This window comes from Streptomyces sp. NPDC014861 (assembly GCF_043081625.1).
In the GTDB taxonomy this organism is placed as follows: domain Bacteria; phylum Actinomycetota; class Actinomycetes; order Streptomycetales; family Streptomycetaceae; genus Streptomyces.
Genome location: NZ_JBIBWV010000004.1, coordinates 509170 through 527607, shown reverse-complemented (window position 1 = coordinate 527607; position 18438 = coordinate 509170). Strand labels below are relative to the sequence as shown.

Annotated in this window: 19 protein-coding genes; 10 read left to right on the top strand and 9 right to left on the bottom strand. The window is 74.2% G+C overall.

Annotated features, from left to right (window positions below; translation table 11 throughout):
- Positions 1–26: 26 nt before the first annotated feature.
- Complete coding sequence (locus tag ACF1BN_RS11860; protein ID WP_392331425.1) at positions 27–233, bottom strand: hypothetical protein; 207 nt, start codon at positions 231–233, stop codon at positions 27–29.
- 347 nt (positions 234–580) lie between these two features.
- On the opposite strand from ACF1BN_RS11860, the gene ACF1BN_RS11855 reads away from it, so the two are divergent.
- Together ACF1BN_RS11855 and ACF1BN_RS11850 are read left to right on the top strand one after the other, a co-directional pair.
- Positions 581–1837: a helix-turn-helix domain-containing protein gene (locus ACF1BN_RS11855; protein ID WP_392331424.1), complete on the top strand. Its 1257-nt coding sequence runs from the start codon at positions 581–583 to the stop codon at positions 1835–1837.
- Between the two features lie 16 nt (positions 1838–1853).
- On the top strand, positions 1854–2207 hold the full coding sequence (locus tag ACF1BN_RS11850; RefSeq protein WP_392331423.1) for a hypothetical protein: 354 nt from the start codon (positions 1854–1856) through the stop codon (positions 2205–2207).
- 196 nt (positions 2208–2403) lie between these two features.
- On the opposite strand, the gene ACF1BN_RS11845 is transcribed toward ACF1BN_RS11850, so the two are convergent.
- Positions 2404–2838: a hypothetical protein gene (locus ACF1BN_RS11845; protein WP_392331422.1), complete on the bottom strand. Its 435-nt coding sequence runs from the start codon at positions 2836–2838 to the stop codon at positions 2404–2406.
- Positions 2839–2988: 150 nt separating this feature from the next.
- On the opposite strand from ACF1BN_RS11845, the gene ACF1BN_RS11840 reads away from it, so the two are divergent.
- Positions 2989–3321, top strand: coding sequence for a nuclear transport factor 2 family protein (locus tag ACF1BN_RS11840; protein WP_392331421.1), 333 nt, complete (start codon positions 2989–2991; stop codon positions 3319–3321).
- Between the two features lie 12 nt (positions 3322–3333).
- Here ACF1BN_RS11840 and ACF1BN_RS11835 read toward each other — a convergent pair whose 3' ends face one another.
- Positions 3334–4077 (bottom strand): SDR family oxidoreductase, encoded by a 744-nt coding sequence (locus tag ACF1BN_RS11835; protein ID WP_392331468.1) that lies wholly within the window; start codon positions 4075–4077, stop codon positions 3334–3336.
- A gap of 167 nt (positions 4078–4244) precedes the next feature.
- Between ACF1BN_RS11835 and ACF1BN_RS11830 the strand changes: the two genes are divergently transcribed.
- Positions 4245–5888: an alkaline phosphatase D family protein gene (locus tag ACF1BN_RS11830; protein WP_392331420.1), complete on the top strand. Its 1644-nt coding sequence runs from the start codon at positions 4245–4247 to the stop codon at positions 5886–5888.
- Here ACF1BN_RS11830 and ACF1BN_RS11825 read toward each other — a convergent pair.
- Positions 5875–6876, bottom strand: a complete 1002-nt coding sequence (locus ACF1BN_RS11825; RefSeq protein WP_392331419.1) for a Gfo/Idh/MocA family protein — start codon at positions 6874–6876, stop codon at positions 5875–5877. The two genes, ACF1BN_RS11830 and ACF1BN_RS11825, sit on opposite strands and share 14 nt — an antisense overlap.
- Positions 6877–6954: 78 nt before the next feature.
- Here ACF1BN_RS11825 and ACF1BN_RS11820 point away from each other — a divergent pair, with 78 nt between their 5' ends.
- From ACF1BN_RS11820 to ACF1BN_RS11810, 3 genes are all read left to right on the top strand, one after another.
- Entirely contained in the window at positions 6955–8241 is a 1287-nt protein-coding gene (locus tag ACF1BN_RS11820; protein WP_392331418.1) for a Bcr/CflA family multidrug efflux MFS transporter, read from the top strand.
- A gap of 15 nt (positions 8242–8256) precedes the next feature.
- The gene (locus ACF1BN_RS11815) at positions 8257–8709 is read left to right on the top strand and encodes a hemerythrin domain-containing protein (RefSeq protein WP_392331417.1); all 453 of its coding nucleotides are present in this window, start codon (positions 8257–8259) and stop codon (positions 8707–8709) included.
- A gap of 80 nt (positions 8710–8789) precedes the next feature.
- Positions 8790–9785, top strand: coding sequence for a small ribosomal subunit Rsm22 family protein (locus tag ACF1BN_RS11810; RefSeq protein ID WP_392331416.1), 996 nt, complete (start codon positions 8790–8792; stop codon positions 9783–9785).
- Positions 9786–9897: 112 nt separating this feature from the next.
- Here ACF1BN_RS11810 and ddaH read toward each other — a convergent pair whose 3' ends face one another.
- The gene (gene ddaH, locus ACF1BN_RS11805; RefSeq protein ID WP_392331415.1) at positions 9898–10728 is read right to left on the bottom strand and encodes a dimethylargininase; all 831 of its coding nucleotides are present in this window, start codon (positions 10726–10728) and stop codon (positions 9898–9900) included.
- Between the two features lie 204 nt (positions 10729–10932).
- Here ddaH and ACF1BN_RS11800 point away from each other — a divergent pair, with 204 nt between their 5' ends.
- Both ACF1BN_RS11800 and ACF1BN_RS11795 read left to right on the top strand, forming a co-directional pair.
- Complete coding sequence (locus ACF1BN_RS11800; protein ID WP_392331414.1) at positions 10933–11661, top strand: TetR/AcrR family transcriptional regulator; 729 nt, start codon at positions 10933–10935, stop codon at positions 11659–11661.
- Between the two features lie 113 nt (positions 11662–11774).
- A complete protein-coding gene (locus ACF1BN_RS11795) occupies positions 11775–12551 on the top strand; it encodes a bifunctional DNA primase/polymerase (RefSeq protein WP_392331413.1) in 777 nt (258 codons plus the stop codon).
- A 67-nt stretch (positions 12552–12618) separates the two neighbouring features.
- Here the strand turns inward: ACF1BN_RS11795 and ACF1BN_RS11790 are convergent, their stop codons facing one another.
- From ACF1BN_RS11790 to ACF1BN_RS11775, 4 genes are all read right to left on the bottom strand, one after another.
- On the bottom strand, positions 12619–13656 hold the full coding sequence (locus ACF1BN_RS11790) for a hypothetical protein (protein ID WP_392331412.1): 1038 nt from the start codon (positions 13654–13656) through the stop codon (positions 12619–12621).
- Positions 13657–13784: 128 nt separating this feature from the next.
- Positions 13785–14648 carry a heme ABC transporter ATP-binding protein gene (locus tag ACF1BN_RS11785; RefSeq protein ID WP_392331411.1) on the bottom strand — a complete coding sequence of 288 codons (864 nt, stop codon included), beginning with the start codon at positions 14646–14648 and terminating at the stop codon, positions 13785–13787.
- On the bottom strand, positions 14645–15766 hold the full coding sequence (locus ACF1BN_RS11780; protein WP_392331410.1) for a FecCD family ABC transporter permease: 1122 nt from the start codon (positions 15764–15766) through the stop codon (positions 14645–14647). Before ACF1BN_RS11780 ends, ACF1BN_RS11785 begins: the two co-directional genes overlap by 4 nt.
- Positions 15763–16764, bottom strand: coding sequence for a hemin ABC transporter substrate-binding protein (locus tag ACF1BN_RS11775; RefSeq protein ID WP_392331409.1), 1002 nt, complete (start codon positions 16762–16764; stop codon positions 15763–15765). The genes ACF1BN_RS11780 and ACF1BN_RS11775 overlap by 4 nt, the downstream gene beginning before the upstream one ends.
- 126 nt (positions 16765–16890) lie before the next feature.
- Between ACF1BN_RS11775 and ACF1BN_RS11770 the strand changes: the two genes are divergently transcribed.
- The gene (locus ACF1BN_RS11770; protein WP_392331408.1) at positions 16891–18393 is read left to right on the top strand and encodes an HtaA domain-containing protein; all 1503 of its coding nucleotides are present in this window, start codon (positions 16891–16893) and stop codon (positions 18391–18393) included.
- Positions 18394–18438 lie beyond the last annotated feature (45 nt).

Below are 18438 nucleotides of genomic sequence, written 5' to 3'. Positions count from 1 at the left end.
GCGGACGGCGATCCACGGGGCGCGGCTCAGGGGCGAGCGGGCTGGATGTTGTCGGCCGCGGTCGTCCACTCGACTCCGGACGCCGGCCGGATGTGCGCGATGCGGACTGTGCCGTGGCTGTGGAGTTCGTGTGTGACGGCGACGAGCACACCCTCCCCACGCGAGGCGATGTCACGGACACGCGTGTCCAGGAGCGGGTGGTGCTCGTAGCCGTCGGAACCGACCGGATTCACTTCTCCGGCTCCCGCCTGGCCTCGGCGCGACGCATGAATCTCTGCCGGCCGCCGGCAGCTCGTAGCCGCAGAGCCCGGCTCGGCGCACCCGGCCGGGGCTCCGGCGGCGTGTACGTACGGCCGCTGGCGGCAGGGGCTCTGCGGGGCGGTCCGGAGGTCGTCACCCGGCGCTCCTCTCCGTGAGGGAGTCGCTCGGAGGCCCCTTCGGCCTCCGAGCGATGTGTGACCAGTGAACGACGATCCGTTACCTTCTCCCAGAGCTGACCTCGCGCAATACCCGGGCGTTTTCCAGGCGTTGGTACATGGCGGGTACGAGTGCGTGAAAGGGTTCTCGTGAGGGGAGACCTATGGCGTCGAGGCGTAAACAGTTCGCGGAACGGCGTGCGGCCCGGGGTTACTCTCAGGAGGAATTCGCGGCAGCGCTCTCGGCGGCCGCGTCCACCGTGGTCCGTTGGGAAAGTGGCCGCGCCACCCCGCGCCCCCACCAACGGCCTTGTATCGCACAGTTGTTGGGAGTGACCCTCCCCGAGCTGGAAGCCCTTCTCTCCGACGAGCAGCCGGCCGAGACGGCCGGGCTCTCCGCTGCTCCACCCCTCCTCCATGGTGATGATGACGACATGAAGCGCCGCGAAGTCCTGGGTCTGCTCGCCGTCACGGGTGCTCTGGTCGCCCTTCCCGATTCCGGCGAGGCCGCCCGAGGGCGGGCTGCGTCGACGCTCCTGGAGACGGGGGACGCCTTGCATCGCAGCCTCTGGCAGGTCTACGCGCTGTCGGACTCGAAGCAGAGCGTCTTCCCCGCGGTGCGCGCACAGCTCGATGTGATGGCGAAGGGGCTGACCGAGCCCCGTACCGCTGCGGAGCGGTCTCGGCTGTGTCGGATGACGGCCGACCTCTACCAGCTCGTCGGTGAGCTGTTCTTCGACGCCAACCGGTACACCGACGCCGCGCAGTGCTACACGCTGGCCGCCAACGCGGCCCATGCCGGTGGCGACCACGACCTGTGGGCCTGTGCCATGACCCGTCACGCGTACGTCGAGCTGTACGCGCGCCGCGCGCACGCGGCCCAACCCCTGCTCGCGGCAGCGTTCCGTATCGCCCGGAGCGGAGACCACACGCTCTCCACCCGTCACTGGGTCGCGGCCGTCCAGGCGCAGGCGTACGCGGCCGTGGGCGATCTCGACGCGTGCGACCGGGCTCTGGACGAAGCCGAGAAGGTGCAAGCCCTCGACGGTGCCCACTCGCACAACGGCGGCTGGCTCCGCTTCGACGGCTCCCGCCTGGCCGAGGAAAGAGGGGCCTGCTACCTCCAACTGGGGCGCCCTGATCTCGCTGAGGAAGCGCTCACCGCGGCCCTTGCCCAGCCGCTGTCCCTGCGTCGCCGCGCCGCTGTTCTGAGCGACCTCGCCGTGCTGGGGGCGCACAGGCGGGACATCGACCAGGTCGTGCACTACGCGGAGCAGGCACTCGGACTGGCCGACCGGTCCGATTCGGGATTCATCGGCAAGAAGCTGGACGCGCTTCGCGGGCGTCTTGCCCCGTTCGTGTCCGATGACCGAGTCTCGATTCTTGATCACCGAATCGCGGCGCTTCCGCGCAGCGCATGACGAGAGGGGCACGCGTATGAACGACGGCCGGATCTTCCGCGAGGCGTGGATCGACGGGGTGAACAAGCACTATCCCGGCGAGCCGAAACCCGGCTACGTCACGCCGTGGGACGAGACGCCGGAGTGGGAGCGCGGGGCCGCAGCCGCTGTGTACGGGCAGGTGCGCGACTTCATCGAGGTCAGCGGCGGGCATGCGGCCCGGCTGACCCGCGAGCAGAAGGGCCGGTTCGTCGCGATCTGCTGGACCGCCCAGATGTTCAGGCACTTCGAGGACCCGAAGCCCGGATACGTCGCCGACTGGGCCGACCTGCCGGCCTGGCAGCAGGAGACGGACGCGGACATCTTCGAACGTATCGAGCGGGCCGTCTGACGTCAGGAGCGGCGACGTCCCCGTCCTGGCCGGGTGGGGACGTTCTGCCGTGTAGTCGCCGAAGGAGCCACGGAAGGGCCCTCCCTGCACGTTTGTGCAGGTCATGGCGCCGCGCCGACAGAACCCGGCGTACAGCCCGACTCGTCTGCCCCTTCAGGGCCCCGGAAGGGGCCCTTCTCGCGTGGGGCGGGAGGGCTCAGGCCAGGACCTCCACCGTCCAGTGGGGCTCGCGGTCGTCGGTGCGGATCACGACCGGCCTGGGGGCGGGGGTGGGCTCCTCGAAGAGGTCGCGGCCGAGGGCGAGGCCGTTCTGGGTGATGACGTAGGTGCCGGTGCCGAGGGCGGCGAGATCGGTGACGGTGGTGACGCCGTCGGGGGTGATCCGCTGGAGGCGCCAGACCGAGGCGGGGGTGTCGTCGGGGCGGACCAGGGCCGGGGAGCGGTCGGTGCCGGGGGCGGTGACCCGGTCCTCGGTGCCCTTCACGGTGAGGCGGAAGCCGCCGTCGGCGGCCCCGACTGCCCACTCGGCGGTGCGGTGCCGTTCGGCGGGGAAGCCCACCAGCGTGCCCTCGTGGACCCCGACCGGGGCCCCCTTCGCGTACAGCCTGACGATCCGGTCGTGCTCCGACATCGCTCCTCCAGCGGGGACGGGCGGTTTGGTGTCCCCGATACTGCCCGGGGCCCCCGCCGGGTCGCCGGAGGCTGTCGGGGGGCTCGCCCGACTGGCCCATCCCCGGCGCCGGAGCGGGGCGCGGGGCGCTCCGGCGGGTACGGCTGGGGCATGACCCTTCCTGTGGAACGACTCCGTGAGCCTGCCGTGCGCGCCTTCGTCGCCGCGCTGAACGCGAACGACCGGGCGGCCTTCGCCGACGCCCTCGCGCCCGGCGCGACCATGTCCGACGACGGCTCCGAGCGCGACCTGCGGGAGTGGACCGAGCGCGAGGTGTTCGCCTCGCACGGGCGGATGGCGGTGGAGAGCGAGGACGAGAACGGGCTCGCGCTCGTCGCCACCTACAGCAACGACACCTGGGGCGCGATGCGGACCGCCTGGCGGTTCACCGTCGAGGACGGGAAGGTGGCCCGCTTCGAGACCGGTCAGGCGCCCGCGGAGTAGGCGGGCGGGCCGTCAGCCGCGGCCGACGTAGGGCATGGTCGTGGCCATCACGGTGGCGAACTGCACGTTCGCCTCCAGCGGGAGGGCCGCCATGTGCACCACGGTCGCGGCGACGTCCGCCGCGGCCATCACCGGTTCGGCCGCGAGCTCGCCGTTGGCCTGGAGGATGCCGGTCTGCATGCGGGCCGTCATCTCGGTGGCCGCGTTGCCGATGTCGATCTGACCGCAGGCGATCCGGTACGGGCGCCCGTCCAGCGACAGCGACTTGGTGAGGCCCGTCATCGCGTGCTTCGTCGCGGTGTACGCGATCGAGTGCGGGCGCGGCACATGGGCGGAGATGGAGCCGTTGTTGATGATGCGGCCGCCCTGCGGGGACTGCTCCCTCATGGCGCGGAAGGCCGCCTGGGCGCAGAGGAAGGCGCCCGTCAGATTGACGTCGACGACCGCGCGCCAGGTGTCGTAGGACAGCTCCTCCACCGGGGTGCCGCCGCCCGCGAAGGTCCCCGCGTTGTTGAAGAGCAGGTCGACGCGGCCGAAGCGGTCCCGTACCGCGTCGAAGAGGGCCGCCACCGCCTCCGGTGAGGTCACGTCCGTGGGCACGGCGAGGACGCGGTCCCGCGCCAGGCCCTCGGCCGTCTCCTCCAGGGGCGCGAGCCGCCGGCCCGCGAGCGCCACCGACCAGCCCGCCTCCGCCAGGGCCCGTGCCACGCTCCGGCCGATGCCCGAACCCGCTCCCGTCACCACCGCGACGCCCATGCCGAACCCGCCTTCCAGCTCCGTGTCGCCCCCGGCCGCGCAGCGTACGCCAGACGTGTGCCCCATGAACTCATCCGTCCGACACGTGGATGACCTGTCCCCGACAAGGCGATGTCGCCCCGGACCCCTCGAATACCGACGGACAGCAACCGTCAGGGGAGGGGCACATGACACCCGCACCGCACCACACCTCGGCCCACAGCGAGGAACTCCGCGCCGCAGCACGCCACTTCGGCCGCCGTCGGTTCCTCACCGCGACCGGTGCGGCCGCCGCGCTCGCCTTCGCCGTCCAGCTGCCCTCGGCCGGCACGGCCGCCGCCGCGGAGCTGGACGGCCGCCGGATCACCGAGGACCCGTTCACCCTCGGCGTCGCCTCCGGCGACCCGCACCCCGGCTCCGTCCTGCTGTGGACCCGGCTCGCACCGCGCCCCTTCGAGCCCGGCGGCGGCCTGCCCGCCGAGCGGGTGTCCGTCCACTGGGAGCTCGCCCGCGACGAGCGCTTCACCCGGCCGGTGCGGCGCGGACGCGCCACCGCCCACCCCGAGTTCTCCCACACGGTGCACGTCGAGGTCGAACACCTGGAGCCGGGGCGGGAGTTCTTCTACCGCTTCCGCGCGGGGCAGTGGACCAGCCCGGTCGGCCGCACCCGTACCGCCCCCGCGCCCTGGGCCCGGCCGGCCCGGCTGCGGCTCGGCGCCGTCTCCTGCCAGGCCTACCACGACGGCTATTTCACGGCCTACCGGCATCTCGCCGAGGAGGACCTCGACGTCGTGTTCCACCTCGGCGACTACCTCTACGAGTACGCCGTGAACGCCACCGGAGGCGCCCGCGCCTACACCGACCGCGTCCTCCCGGCCGTCTTCGCCCGCGAGACGGTCACCCTGGAGGACTACCGGCTCCGCTACGGCCTCTACAAGTCGGACCCCGACCTGAGGGCCGCGCACGCCGCGCACCCCTTCGTCGTCACCTGGGACGACCACGAGACCGAGAACAACTACGCGGGCGGGACCCCCGAGAACGGCGTGCCGCCGGAGGAGTTCCTGCTGCGCCGCGCCGCCGCCTACCGCGCCTACTGGGAGCACCAGCCGTTGCGCAGCCCCCAGCTGCCCGAGGGGCCGGACATGCGGCTGTACCGGCGGCTGCGGTTCGGCCGGCTCGCCCAGTTCGACATCCTCGACACCCGCCAGTACCGCTCCGACCAGGCGTACGGCGACGGCTGGCAGGTCCCGGGCCCGCTCTCCGAGGACCCGGCCCGCACCATGACCGGCGCCACCCAGGAGCGCTGGCTCCTCGACGGCTGGCGCCGCTCCGACGCCCGCTGGAACGTCCTGCCCCAGCAGGTGGTCCTCGCCGAGCGCCGGGACCGGCCGACCGCCGACTTCAAGGTCTCCATGGACTCCTGGGACGGCTACCCGGCCTCCCGCGCCCGGATCCTGGCGGGCGCGCAGGCGGCGGGAGTGGAGAACCTGATGGTCCTCACCGGCGACGTGCACGTCGGGTACGGCTTCGACCTCAAGGCCGACTTCCGCGACCCCGGCTCCCGCACCGTCGGCACCGAGATCGTCGCCACCTCGATCGCCAGCGGCAAGGACGGCGCCGACCGCCCGTCGAACCACGACACGCTCATGCGGTCCAACCCGCACCTGAGGTTCTTCAACGGGCGGCGCGGCTACGTCACGGTGGAGCTCGGCGAGGAGAGCGCCCGCGCCGACTTCCGCACCGTCACGCACGTGACGACGCCGGGCGCCCCGGTCACCACCGCGGGCTCCTTCGTGACGGTGGCGGGCGACCCGGGGCTCACGCCCGCGTGAGCCCCGCCTCCTGCGGGTAGCGGACGCCGACGCGGTCCCGCACCGCGTCGAGCGTCCGCATCACCGCGAGGGTGCCGTCGAGCGGGACCAGCGGCGACTCGGTCTCCCCGGCCCGCAGACAGCGCATCACCTCGGCGGCCTCGTGGCGCAGCGAGTGCGGGTCGTCCGTGTTCGCGAACTCCTCCGGCTCGGCGCCCTCCCGGTGGAGCGTGAACCGCTCCGGGAAGAAGAAGCCGCGCGGCACCTCGATCCGGCCCTTCGTGCCGGTCACCGAGGCGGTCAGCGGGGTGTCCGCCTCCAGCGAGCAGGACAGCAGCGCCGAGGCGCCCGACTCCCAGCCCAGCAGCATGCCCGTGTTCAGGTCGACGCCCTCGGGGGAGAGGCGCGCGTGCGCCTGCACCGAGTCCGGCTCGCCGAGCAGCAGGTGGGCGAAGGACACCGGGTACACGCCCAGGTCGAGCAGGGCCCCGCCGCCGACCGCGGGGTCCCGCAGCCGGTGGTCCGGGCCGAAGGAGCCGGCGAGCCCGAAGTCGGCCTGCACGGTCCGCACCTCGCCGACGGCCCCGTCCCGAACCAGCTCCGCGAGCCGCCGGATCAGCGGGTTGCAGTACATCCACATGGCCTCCATGAGGAAGAGGCCGCGGTCCCGGGCGAGGCCGACCAGCTCCTGGGCCTCACGGGCGTTCAGCGTGAAGGCCTTCTCGCACAGGACCGCCTTGCCCGCCTCCAGGGCACGGCCGGCCGCCTCCCGGTGGGCGTGGTGCGGGGTCGCCACGTACACCACGTCGACCTCGGGGTCGGCGAAGAGCCCGTCCCAGCCGCCGTACGCCCGGGCGATCCCGAACCGGTCGGCGAAGGCGCGCGCCGACGCCTCGGTGCGCGACGCCACCGCCACCACCTCGGCGCCGTCCAGCTCCGCCAGATCCGTCGCGAACCGCTCGGCTATCCCGCCGGTCGCGAGAACGCCCCACCGTATGCCGTCGCCCATGCCGTCCCACCCCACTGGTTTCGTCCCGTCCGATCGAGCTGAGAGCATAGGCAAGGTTTCAACGAAATGGAGCGGTCGATGCCGGAAAGCGGCCAGAGAACAACACAAGGAAACATAGCCGGACCTTCCCCGGCCGCCTCCGCCCCCGCCGCCCGGCGGGTCGGGCTGCTCGTCACCCTCGTCCTCGGCGGGCTCACCGCTCTCCCCCCGCTGTCCATGGACATGTACCTGCCGGCACTCCCGGAGGTCACCCGCTCGCTGGCCGCCCCCGCCGCGACCGTACAGCTCACCCTCACCGCCTGCCTCGCCGGCATGGCCCTCGGCCAGCTTGTCGTCGGCCCCATGAGCGACAAGTGGGGCCGCCGCAGGCCGCTCCTCGCCGGCATGGTCGTCTACGTCCTCGCCACCGCCGTCTGCGCCTTCGCGCCCACCGCCGAGCTGCTCATCGCCTTCCGGCTCCTCCAGGGCCTCGCCGGCGCCGCCGGCATCGTCATCGCCCGCGCGGTCGTCCGCGATCTGTACGACGGCGTCGAGATGGCCCGCTTCTTCTCCACCCTCATGCTGATCTCCGGCGTGGCGCCGATCATCGCCCCGCTCATCGGCGGCCAGATCATGCGGATCACCGACTGGCGGGGCGTCTTCCACGTCCTCGCGCTCATCGGAGTCGCCCTCACCGTCGTCGTCTGGCGCTTCCTGCACGAGACGCTGCCCCCGGAGCGCCGCCAGGAGGGCGGCGTCGGGCAGGCCCTGCGCACCATGCGCGGCCTCCTCGCCGACCGGGTCTTCACCGGCTACATGCTGGCCGGAGGGCTCGCCTTCGCCGTCCTCTTCGCGTACATCTCCGCCTCCCCCTTCGTCGTCCAGGAGATCTACGGCGCCTCCCCGCAGACCTTCAGCCTCCTCTTCGGGCTCAACTCCATCGGCCTCGTCGCCGTCGGCCAGATCAACGGCAAGCTCCTCGTCGGCCGGGTCAGCCTCGACAAGGCACTCGGCTGGGGCCTCTCCGTCATCCTCCTCGCCGCGGTGGCGCTGCTCCTGATGACCAGCGGCGTCTTCGGCGAGGTCGGCCTCGTGCCGATCGCCGCCGGACTCTTCGTCCTCATGTCCGCGATGGGTCTGGCCATGCCGAACACCAACGCCCAGGCGCTGATGCGGACCCCGCACGCCGCCGGCTCCGCCTCCGCGCTCCTCGGCACCTCGTCCTTCCTCATCGGCGCGATCGCCTCGCCGCTCGTCGGCATCGCCGGCGAGCACACCGCCGTCCCCATGGCCGTCGTCCAGCTCGCCTGCGCGGTCGCCGCGCTCGCCTGCTTCCTCCTCCTGTGCCGCCCCTGGCGCGCCGCCCGGGGTCCGGCCGCGGTCTGATGTGACGATCCGGGGGTGTGCCACTACTGCGGTTGCCGGGACATCCCCCTGATCAAGGAGTTCATCGCCGAGCACGAGGCCGTCACCGACCTCGGCGGCGACGCGGTCCGCGCCCTCGAAGCGGGCGACCGCGCGCGGGCGGCGTCCCTCGCCGCCGAGATGACGGTGCTGCTGCGACGGCACTGGGCGGGCGAGGAGGCGGGACTCTTCCGCGTCATGGCCGAGAACGAGGAGTACGCGGGGTACGTGGCGGCGCTCGTCACCGAGCACCGCGAGCTCGACGCCTTCCTCACCGGCCTCGACCTGGACGAGCCCGCGCAGCGGGAGGCCTTCGTCTCGGCGGTCTCCGAGCTCCACGACCACATCGCCAAGGAGGAGGACGGCCTCTTCCCCGCCTCCCTCACGGAACTCACGGGCGAGCAGTGGAACAGGGCGATGTCCGCCCGGCGCGACGTCCGGGGCGCGTGACGGGGACGCGTGACCGGGGCGGACCGGTGCCGCGGTCCGCGGCGGGACGGGGGCGCGGAGGCGACGCCTAGACTGGATCGGTGAACGCCTCCACCCCCTCCGCCGAGTCCCTGCGTGCCGCCCTCGCCGGGCTGCTGGACGGGCTTCCGCCCTCGCAGACCGCCAAGGCCGTGGAGCGGCTGATCGCGCACTACCGGGGCACGACCCCCACCGACGCGCCCGTGCTCCGGGACCGCTCGGACGTGGCCGCGTACGCGGCCTACCGGATGCCCGCCACCTTCGAGGCCGCCCGCGCCGCCCTCGGGGCGCTGCGGGCCGCCGCGCCCGGGTGGGTGCCCGGCGGCCACACGGACGTCGGCGGCGGGACGGGCGCCGCGAGCTGGGCGGTCGCCGAGGCGTGGGACGGGGCCCCGCCGCGTACCACCGTCCTCGACTGGGCCGAGCCCGCGCTCGCCCTCGGCCGCGAACTGGCCGCCGGGACCCTGGACGCCGAATGGCGCCGCGAGCGCATCGGCACCGCGCTCCGGCTCGCCGACACGGACCTGGTCACCGTCTCGTACGTGCTCAAGGAGCTCACCGAGGCCGACCGGGTCGCGCTCGTCACCGAGGCGGCCCGGGCCGCGCGCGGCGCCGTCGTGATCGTCGAACCCGGCACCCCGGACGGCTACGAGCGGATCATCGCCGCCCGCTCCGTCCTGATCGACGCCGGCCTCACCGTCGCCGCGCCCTGCCCGCACAGCGGCGCCTGCCCGATCGAACCCGGCACCGACTGGTGCCACTTCGCGGCCCGGGTCAGCCGGTCCTCGCTGCACCGCAAGGTGAAGGGCGGCTCGCTCCCGTACGAGGACGAGAAGTACGCGTACGTCGCCGCGACCAGGTTTCCCGTGACCCCGGCCCCCGCCCGCGTCATCCGCAAGCCGCAGCTCCGCAAGGGGCTCGTCCAGCTCGACCTCTGCGGCCCCGGGGGGCTGGGCCGCGAGACCGTCACCAAGCGCCACGGGTCCCTCTACAAGCGGGCCCGTGACGCCGAGTGGGGAGACTCCTGGCCGCCGGAGCCGGTCGAGGACCGGGCCTGACCGAGGACCGGGCCTGACCGAGGACCGGGCCTGATCGAGGACCAGGCCTGATCGGGGTCGGGGTCAGGGGCGGGATCGGGGTCGGGGTCGGGGTCGGGAGGGCGTCAGGACGCTAGGGCCGCAGCTCCTGGGTGCAGCACTTCACGCTGCCGCCGCCCTTGAGGAGTTCGCCCAGGTCCATGCCGACGGGGTCGAAGCCCCGGGCCCTCAGCGGGGCGAACAGGCCGGTCGCCGTCTGCGGCAGCAGCACGTGCCGGCCGTCGCTGACCGCGTTGAGGCCGAGCGCCGCCGCGTCCTCGTCGGTGGCCAGGAGGGCGTCGGGGAAGAGCCGGGCGAGGACGGCACGGCTGCCGGGGGAGAAGGCGTCGGGGAAGTACATGACCTCGTCGGCCGCCTCGTCGAGGACGCACAGCGCCGTGTCCAGGTGGTAGTAGCGCGGGTCCACCAGCTCCAGGCCGATCACCGGCCGTCCGAAGAACTCCTGGGCCTCGCCGTGGGAGAGCGGGCTGGAGCGGAAGCCGGTGCCGGCCAGGATCCAGGACGCGGTGACGGCGAAGTCGCCCTCGCCCTCGTTGACGTGCCGGGGGAGCCACAGGTCCTCCTCCGCCCAGCCGCTCCGGCGGAACCAGTCCAGGTGCGCCTCGGCCTCCGCCGTCCGCTCGGGGTAGGCGAACCGGGCGCCGAGGACCCTTCCGCCGACGACGGTCGCGCCGTTCGCCGCGAAGACCATGTCGGGCAGCGCCGGGTCGGGGTCGAGGAGTTCGACGGTGTGCCCGAGGGCGAGGTAGCGGTCGCGCAGGTCCTCCCACTGGGCGAGGGCGAGCGGCAGGTCGACGGGTTTCGTCGGGTCCATCCACGGGTTGATGGAGTACGTCACCGAGAAGTGCGCGGGTGGGCACATCAGGTAGCGGCGGGGCGAGGACTCGCGCGGAGTGGAGCGCAATCGGGCCTCCTCACGGACGGCGGCCCGCCGGAGCGGACCGTGGATCGGTGGAGCCATGGTCCGCTCTCGGGGCCCGGAGCGCAGTGGACCGTTCGGGTGGTTCGTGCCCCGCACACCTGGGCGATACGGCGGTGCCGCGAGGGCGCGGTGCCGTGATCACGAGGGACGAGACGGGTCGTCTCGCCGGGTGGTAGGTTGGGCGCCATGCCCGCACACCAGGACTCCGCCGAGGTCCCCGCCGCCGAGACGCCCGCCGCCAAGGCCTCCACTGCCAGGACGTCCGCCGCGAAGGCCTCCTCCGGCACCAGGACGTCCGCCGCCAAGGCCCCGGACGCCTCCCGCCGCAGCGAGCGCTCCCGCCGCGCCATCTTCGACGCCGCCCTCGCCCTCGTCTCCGAGACCGGCTACGCGAAGACCACCGTCGAGGGCATCGCCGCCCGCGCGGGCGTCGGCAAGCAGACCATCTACCGCTGGTGGCCCTCGAAGGCGGCCGTCCTCCTCGACGCCTTCCTCGACCTCGCCGCCCGCGCCGCCGAGGAGGCCGGCGCGGCGGAGGGGCAGACCGAGCTGCCCGACACCGGTGACCTCGCCGCCGACCTCCGGCTCGTCCTGCGCGCCACCGTCGACGAACTCGCCAACCCCCGCTACGACGCCCCCACCCGCGCGCTCGCCGCCGAGGGCTCCACCGATCCCGAGCTCGGCGCCCGCTTCACCGAGAGCCTCCTCGAACCGCAGCTGAACGTCTTCGCCCGCCGCATCGAGGCCGCCCAGGCCGCCGGCCAGGCGGACCCCGGCGTCGATCCCCGGCTCGCCACCGAACTCCTCGTCGGCCCTCTCCACCACCGCTGGCTGCACCGCACCGGCCCGCTCACCCACGCCTACGCCGACGCCCTCGTCGACCTCGCCCTGCGCGGCCTCACGCCCCGCGCGTGACGGGCGTGAGCGTCGTCACCGGCCCCCGGTTCCCCACTCCGGTCACCCGGGGAGCAGGATGGTGGGACCATGGGCAAGAGCCGAACGGGCGAGCATGAGGTGTGAGGGGATAGATGGGCGACGGCATCGGCCGCTACCGCGGCACGGAGAGCAAACTCGCACAGTGGCTGCGCAGGCGCCCGAAACGCACCGCGGCCGACGACGGGAACACCCGCGAGACGCTGCTCCTGGCCGTCGCCGCCGCAGGCCTGCCCCTGGCCCCCGCCGCCCACCCCGTCGGCTACAGCTGCTCCTGTGAGCGGATCGGCTGTCCCACCCCCGCCCGGCACCCGGTCTCCTTCGCCTGGCAGACCCAGTCGACCACCGACCGCGCGCAGATCGAGCGCTGGGTACGGAACCAGCCCGAGGCGAACTTCATCACCGCCACCGGCATGGTCCACGACGTCCTCGACGTGCCGCTGGCCGCCGGCCGCGCCGCCCTCGACCGCCTCCTCGCCGAGGGCGTCGAGGTCGGGCCCGTCGCCGAGTCCGCGGACAGCACCGGCGACGGCGGCCGGATGCTCTTCTTCACCGCCACCCGAGGCACCCCCGAGGACGAGGACGAGTGGTGGCCCTGCGAGCTGGACTGCCATCCCGAGACCATGGACGAGCATCCCGGCCTGCGCTGGCACTGCCGCGGCAGCTACGTCCTGGTACCGCCCGCCCGGCTGCCCGGTGACGAGGACGACCACCCGGTCGTCGGCTGGGTCCGCGGCCCCGAGCACGCCCTGCCCGACCCGCTGAACCTGCTGGAGACGCTCACCGACGCCTGTGCCCGGCACGCCGCCCAGCGCGAGGCCGACGGCGACGAGCACGCGGCCCACTCCGTCGCCTGGCCCCTCACCCGCTGACCCCGCCGGATCACCCTCACCCGTCGAGCCCGCCGGGCGCGCTCACCCGCCGCCGCTGTCGTCGGGGCTACGAGCCCTCGACCGCCACCACGCCCTGGAGCCGGCCCGCGAACGTGACCGCGTCCCGGTCCGAGCCCGCCGGCTTCACCAGGACGACCTGGCTCGACACCCACTCCTTGGTCACCGTGTTCACGATCTCGCCCTTCATCAGGGCCCGCAGCTCGGGGCCCAGCTTCGGCCGGTAGCCCTTCGCCGTCGTCTGCCGCTCGAAGTGGCGGCTCGCGAAGAAGACCAGCGCCCCGCCGTCCTTCGTGCCCAGCGCCAGCGGCGCGAAGTCGCCCGTGTCGGCGGCCCGGTCGATGAACTGGACGGCCAGGCCGGGCCGCGCGGCGGTACGGGCCCGCTTGTCGCGCCACTCGGTGGTGTGCGGACCGGCGGCGAACGGACCGGCCCCGCCGTCCTTCAGGTACGCGGCGTACCGCGCGCTCAGCGCGCCGGGGGCGACCGCGAGCGCGCCCGTGTCGGCCGCGACCGACACCTCGTCCCCCTCCGCCTCGGCGAACTCGGGCACCTCGTCCGGGCCGAGGATCACCAGATGGGCGGCCTTCCACGCCTCGTCCGGGCCGTTGCGGACGAAGGCCACCAGCCAGCGGTTCTCCGCCCCGGCCGTGTTGTCGTCCCGGTTGGCGTCGGTGTCCGCGACGAACCAGCGCGGCCAGCCCGCCTTCCGGGGCACCAGGAAGCGGGCGTCGCGCAGTTCCAGCGGCTTGTGGTCCGGGTTGCCCCCCGGCTGGGTCACCGACTTCGACTTCAGGCCGGCCTGGTTGATCGCCCCGAGCGGGCCGGTCACCTGGCGGGCGTCGAGCGTCGGGTCGTTGGCCTTGTCGGCGCGGTTGAACGCGGTGACGAAACCGGCCAGCGCCGCCGTCGCCTCCTCCGCCGTCGCACCCGGCACCACCGCGGTCCCGCCGTGGACGGTCACACAGCCGCTCGCCGTCAGCGCCACGGCGGTCACCGCGGCGACGGACGCCAGGGCCCTCGCCGGACGCCGCCCCCGCCGCTCCCCGGACCGCCGGGTCTGCCGCTCCAGCCTCAGCCTTCTCATCGGTCGCCTTCTGCTTCTCCACGCGCACGGACGGACCCGACCCTATCGGGGCGGGGAAGGGCGCGAGCGCCGGGACCGGATACAGCGCCCACACCGTGACCTGAGGGGCCGTCGGGCCCCGCGCCGGCTCAGCCGGCGGGCACCGCCGGCCGGTCCGGGTGATGTCCGTCCCGCCGCGGGACGACCTGGGGGACGCCGGTGCGCGGGTGCGGGAAGACCTCCACCGGCTGCCGGTAGACCCGGCTCAGCAGCTCCTCGTCGAAGACCTCGGCAGGCGGCCCGTCGGCGGCCACTCCGCCGCCGTGCACGATCCCCACCCGGTCCGCGTGCGCCGCCGCGAGCCCCAGGTCGTGCAGGACGACCACCACCGCGTCCCCGGCCGCCGCCCGCTCCCGGCAGACCCGCAGCACCAGTTCCTGGTGGCGCAGGTCGAGCGCGGCCGTCGGCTCGTCGAGCAGCAGCAGCCCCGTCCGCTGGGCCAGCACCCGGGCCAGCGCCACCCGGGCCCGCTCGCCGCCGGACAGCGCGGAGAACGGGCGCGCGGCGAACTCCGTCACCTCGGTCGCGGCCATCGCCTCCGCCACGGCCGTCTCGTCGTCCGCCTCCCGCGCGGTCCCGGCCCACGGGGCGCGGCCCATCCGGACCACGTCGGCCACCGGGAAGGGGAAGGACAGCTCGGCGGTCTGCGGCAGCACCGCCCGCCGCAGCGCCAGTTCGGGCGCGCTCCACGCGTCGGCGGCCCGGCCCCCGATCCGTACCGTCCCCGCCTCGGGGGCCAGGTCCCCGGCGAGCACGGACAGCAGGGTCGACTTGCCGGCGCCGTTGGGCCCCACCAGGGCCAGCACCTCGCCGGCGCGCACCCCGATCCGGGCCCCGTCGAGGACGGCCCGCCGCCCCCGCACCACCCGGATCCCGTCCGCGTCGGCGACGGACCCGCCGGGCTCCACGGGCGTCGGCAGCGCCTTCGTACGCCTCCTGAACACGTCGATCACGCCCAACCACCCTGCTTCCTGCGGGTCCTGCGGAGCAGCCAGAAGAAGAACGGGCTGCCGATGAGGGCGGTGAGGACGCCCAGGGGGAGTTCGGCGGGGGCCGCGAGGGTGCGGGCCGCCAGGTCGCCGGCGGTGAGGGCGACCGCGCCGCCGAGCGCGCTGCCGGGGATCAGGAAGCGGTGTCCGGGGCCGTTCGCCATCCGGAGCACGTGCGGGATCACCAGGCCGACGAAGGTGACGATGCCGGAGACCGCGACGGCCGCCGCCGTCAGCAGCGCCACCACCAGGATCAGCGCGATCCGCAGCCGCTCCACCTCCACGCCCAGGTGCCGGGCGGGCCGCTCGCCGAGCGCGAGCAGGTCGAGCCGGCGGGCGTAGAGCGGGGCGACGGCGAGGCCGAGCAGCGCGCACGGCAGCACCGCGAGCACCTTCGGCCAGGTGGCCTGGGCCAGCGAACCCAGCTGCCAGAAGGTGATCTGGCTGATCTGCGCGTTGTCCGCGAAGAAGATGAAGAGCCCGATGAGGGCGCCCGCGAAGGCGGTGACGGCGATGCCGGTGAGGATCAGCGTGACCACCTCCGTCCGGCCGCCCGAGCGGGACATCGCGTACACCAGCACGACGGTGACGAGCCCGCCGGCGAAGGCGAAGACGGTCACCGTCCAGGTGCCGAGGAATCCCGCGCCCAGCACGATCGCGCCGACCGCGCCGACGGCGGCGCCGGAGGAGATGCCGATGACGCCGGGTTCGGCCAGCGGGTTGCCGAAGACGCCCTGCATCAGCGCGCCGGCGCAGCCGAGGGAGGCGCCGACGAGGAGGGCCAGCACCACCCGGGGCAGGCGGATGTTCCACAGCACGCTCTCGGCGGTCCGGTCGAGAGCGTGCCCGCCGAGGCCGATCCGGTGCTGGACGGAGGCGAGGACGTCACCGAGCGGGATCTCGTACGCGCCGATGCCGGCCGACAGCAGGGCGAGCAGCAGCAGCGCGGTGAGCAGCCCGCCGGTGAGCAGCGCGGTGCGGCCGCGGCGGTGCGCGGGGCCGGGGGTCTTCCCGGGGCCCTCGGCGGCCGTCGGGTCCGCGGGGTCCGCCGGGGAGGCCGCGCGTTCCTGGAGCGCCGTCACTTCTTCGCCCCGTACAGCTGGTCCACGAGCGAGGCGAGCACCTGGTCGGTGCGCGGGCCGTAGTTGAGGAGGACGCCGTCGTCGACGGAGACGACGCGGCGGTCGGCGCCGGCCGGGGTCTCGGCGACGCCGGGGATCTTCACCAGTCCGTCGACCCCGCCGACGGACTGGAGGCCCTTGGTCATGACGAGGATCGCGTCGGGGGCGGCCTGGGCGAGGGCCTCGGTGGTGATGGGGGTGAAGTCCTTCTTCAGCCCCGACTCCTTGCCCGCGTCGACCGCGCCGGCCGCCTCCAGGAGCGAGCTCGCCCCGGACTCGGCGCCGCCGAGGAGGTAGACGGCGGCCGAGCCGCGCACGTAGAGGAAGGCGACGCGCGGCCTGTCGGCGTGGGCGGGGATCTTCTCCCTCACGGCGTCGAGCCGTTCGGCGGTCCGCTCGCGCAGCTCCTCGCCGGCGGCGGGCACGCCGAGGGCGGCGGCCACGTCGTCGATGCGGCTGCCGACGTCGTCGAGGTCCTTGGCGGCCGGGACGACGACGAGCGGGACGCCGGCGTCGCGGATCTGGGCGATGGCCTCGGCGGGTCCGGTGGTGGACTCGGCGAGGACGAGGGTCGGCTTGAGCGAGAGGACGCTCTCGGCGGAGACGTCGTGGGCGCGGGTCACCACCGGGAGGTCCGCGGCCTGTTCGAAGGTGGCGGTGACGTCCCGGGCCACGACCCGGTCGCCGAGGCCGAGGGTGAAGACGATCTCGCTGAGCGAGCCGCTGAGCGGCACGATCCGCTCCGTCGAGTCGACGGTCACCCGGCGTCCGTCGGCTGAGCCGACGGTGACGGGGAGCTGGGGGGAGGCGGGGGAGGAGAGCGGTTCGACCCGGTCGGGGGCGGCCGCCGCCTTCGCGGCGGGGGCGGCCTTCGGAGAGTCGCCGCCGCCGCACCCGGTCGCCGTGAGGGCGAGGGCGATTACTGCTGTCAGCGCTCCCGCGAGGCGAGTTCTGCGCACCGGACACCGTCCTGTCGTTCCGCTTCGGAAGTTCGTGGCCCGGCTTCCGTGGGAGGGGTTCCCGCCGGGACCAGGGATACCTTAGGTTAGCCTTACCTCACCCGCTAGCCCTCGGAGGGGTGCTCCATGCTGCTGTCCAGACCCTGCCGCGCACTGGCCGTGACCCTGTTCGCGGCCCTGCTCGCCGCCCTCGTGCCGGCCGCCGGCGCCCACGCGGAGAGCCGCCCGGTGCAGGGCGGCCGACTGGACTGGGGCATCAAGTCCTCCTTCCAGAGCTACGTCACCGGCCCCATCGCGCAAGGCAGTTGGAACCTCACCGGGGGTGCGGCCACGGTCGGCTCCCAGTACCGCTTCCACTCCGCGCAGGGCTCGTACGACGCCGAGACCGGTGCCTTCGAAGCCGCCTTCGGCGGCGGCGTCCACTTCACCGGACACCGCAAGGCCGACGGCACGAACGAGCTCGACCTCACCATCAGCCGGCCCCGGATCCGCATCCAGGGCGGCGCCGGCACCCTCTACGCCGACATGGCGAGCAAGGCCAAGGGCAGCGGGCGCACGACCGTCAGCGCGCAGGTTCCGCTTGCGAGCCTGAACCTCGGCGGCATCGACATGCGCGGCGGCACCGGCTCCGTCTCGCTCGCCGGCGTCCCCGCCACGCTCACCTCCCAGGGCGCCTCCGCCTTCGCCGGCTACTACCCGGCGGGCACCGCGCTCGACCCGATCAGCCTCACCGTGGACGTGCGGGCCGCCCCGGCGACGAAGGCCCCGTCCACCCCGCCGCGTACGACCGCCCCGCCGACGACCGCTCCGGCCACGACCGCTCCGGCCACGGCCACTGCGAAGCCCACGGCGACCGCCGGCACCCCGCTGAGGACCGCCGCCGTCGACTGGGGCGTCCGCCGCACCTTCCGCGAGTACGTCACCGGCGCCATCGCGCAGGGGAAGTGGACCCTCGCCGAAGGCGCCCAGGACGGCGGAGCCCTCTTCCGCTTCCCCTCGGGCACCGGCCGCTTCGACCCCGCGGCGGGCACCCTCGACGCCGCCTTCGCCGGCAGCGTCCGCTTCACCGGCACCCACCTCGACCTCACCCTCGCCGAGGTCACCGTCAAGGTGACCGGCGGCACGGGCACCCTCGCCGCCGACGTCACCAGCGCCGGGAAGACCGAGAAGAAGGTCCCGCTCGTCACCTTCCCCGCCCGCGGACTCGCCCCGAAGAACGGCCTCGCCGTCGTCACCGAGGCACCCGCCACCCTCACCGCGGGCGGCGCCCGCGCCTTCGGCGGGATGTACAAGGCGGGCACCGTGATGGACCCGGTCTCCCTCGCCGTGTCCGTCGACGCGGCCGCCGCGCTCCCGGCCCTGCCCGACCTGGGCAGCGAGCCCACGGCCACCCCGTCCGCCGCGGCCACCCCGTCCGCCGCGAGCCCCTCGGCCTCCGCCGCGCCGGTGACCGCCGCCGCCTCTTCGGACTCCGGCACGCCGGTCGGCGTCTACGCCGGGATCGGCGCGGGCCTCCTGGCGGTCGCCGTCGCCGCGTACGTGCTCCTCCTCCGCCGGCGCCGCACCGCGCAGCCGGCGGACGCGACCGGCCCGGGTGACACGAACGGGGCGCCCAAGCCCACCGACTGACCCCCCGAGCCCCCCGAGCCCCCACCCCGAGTCCCACCCCGCACA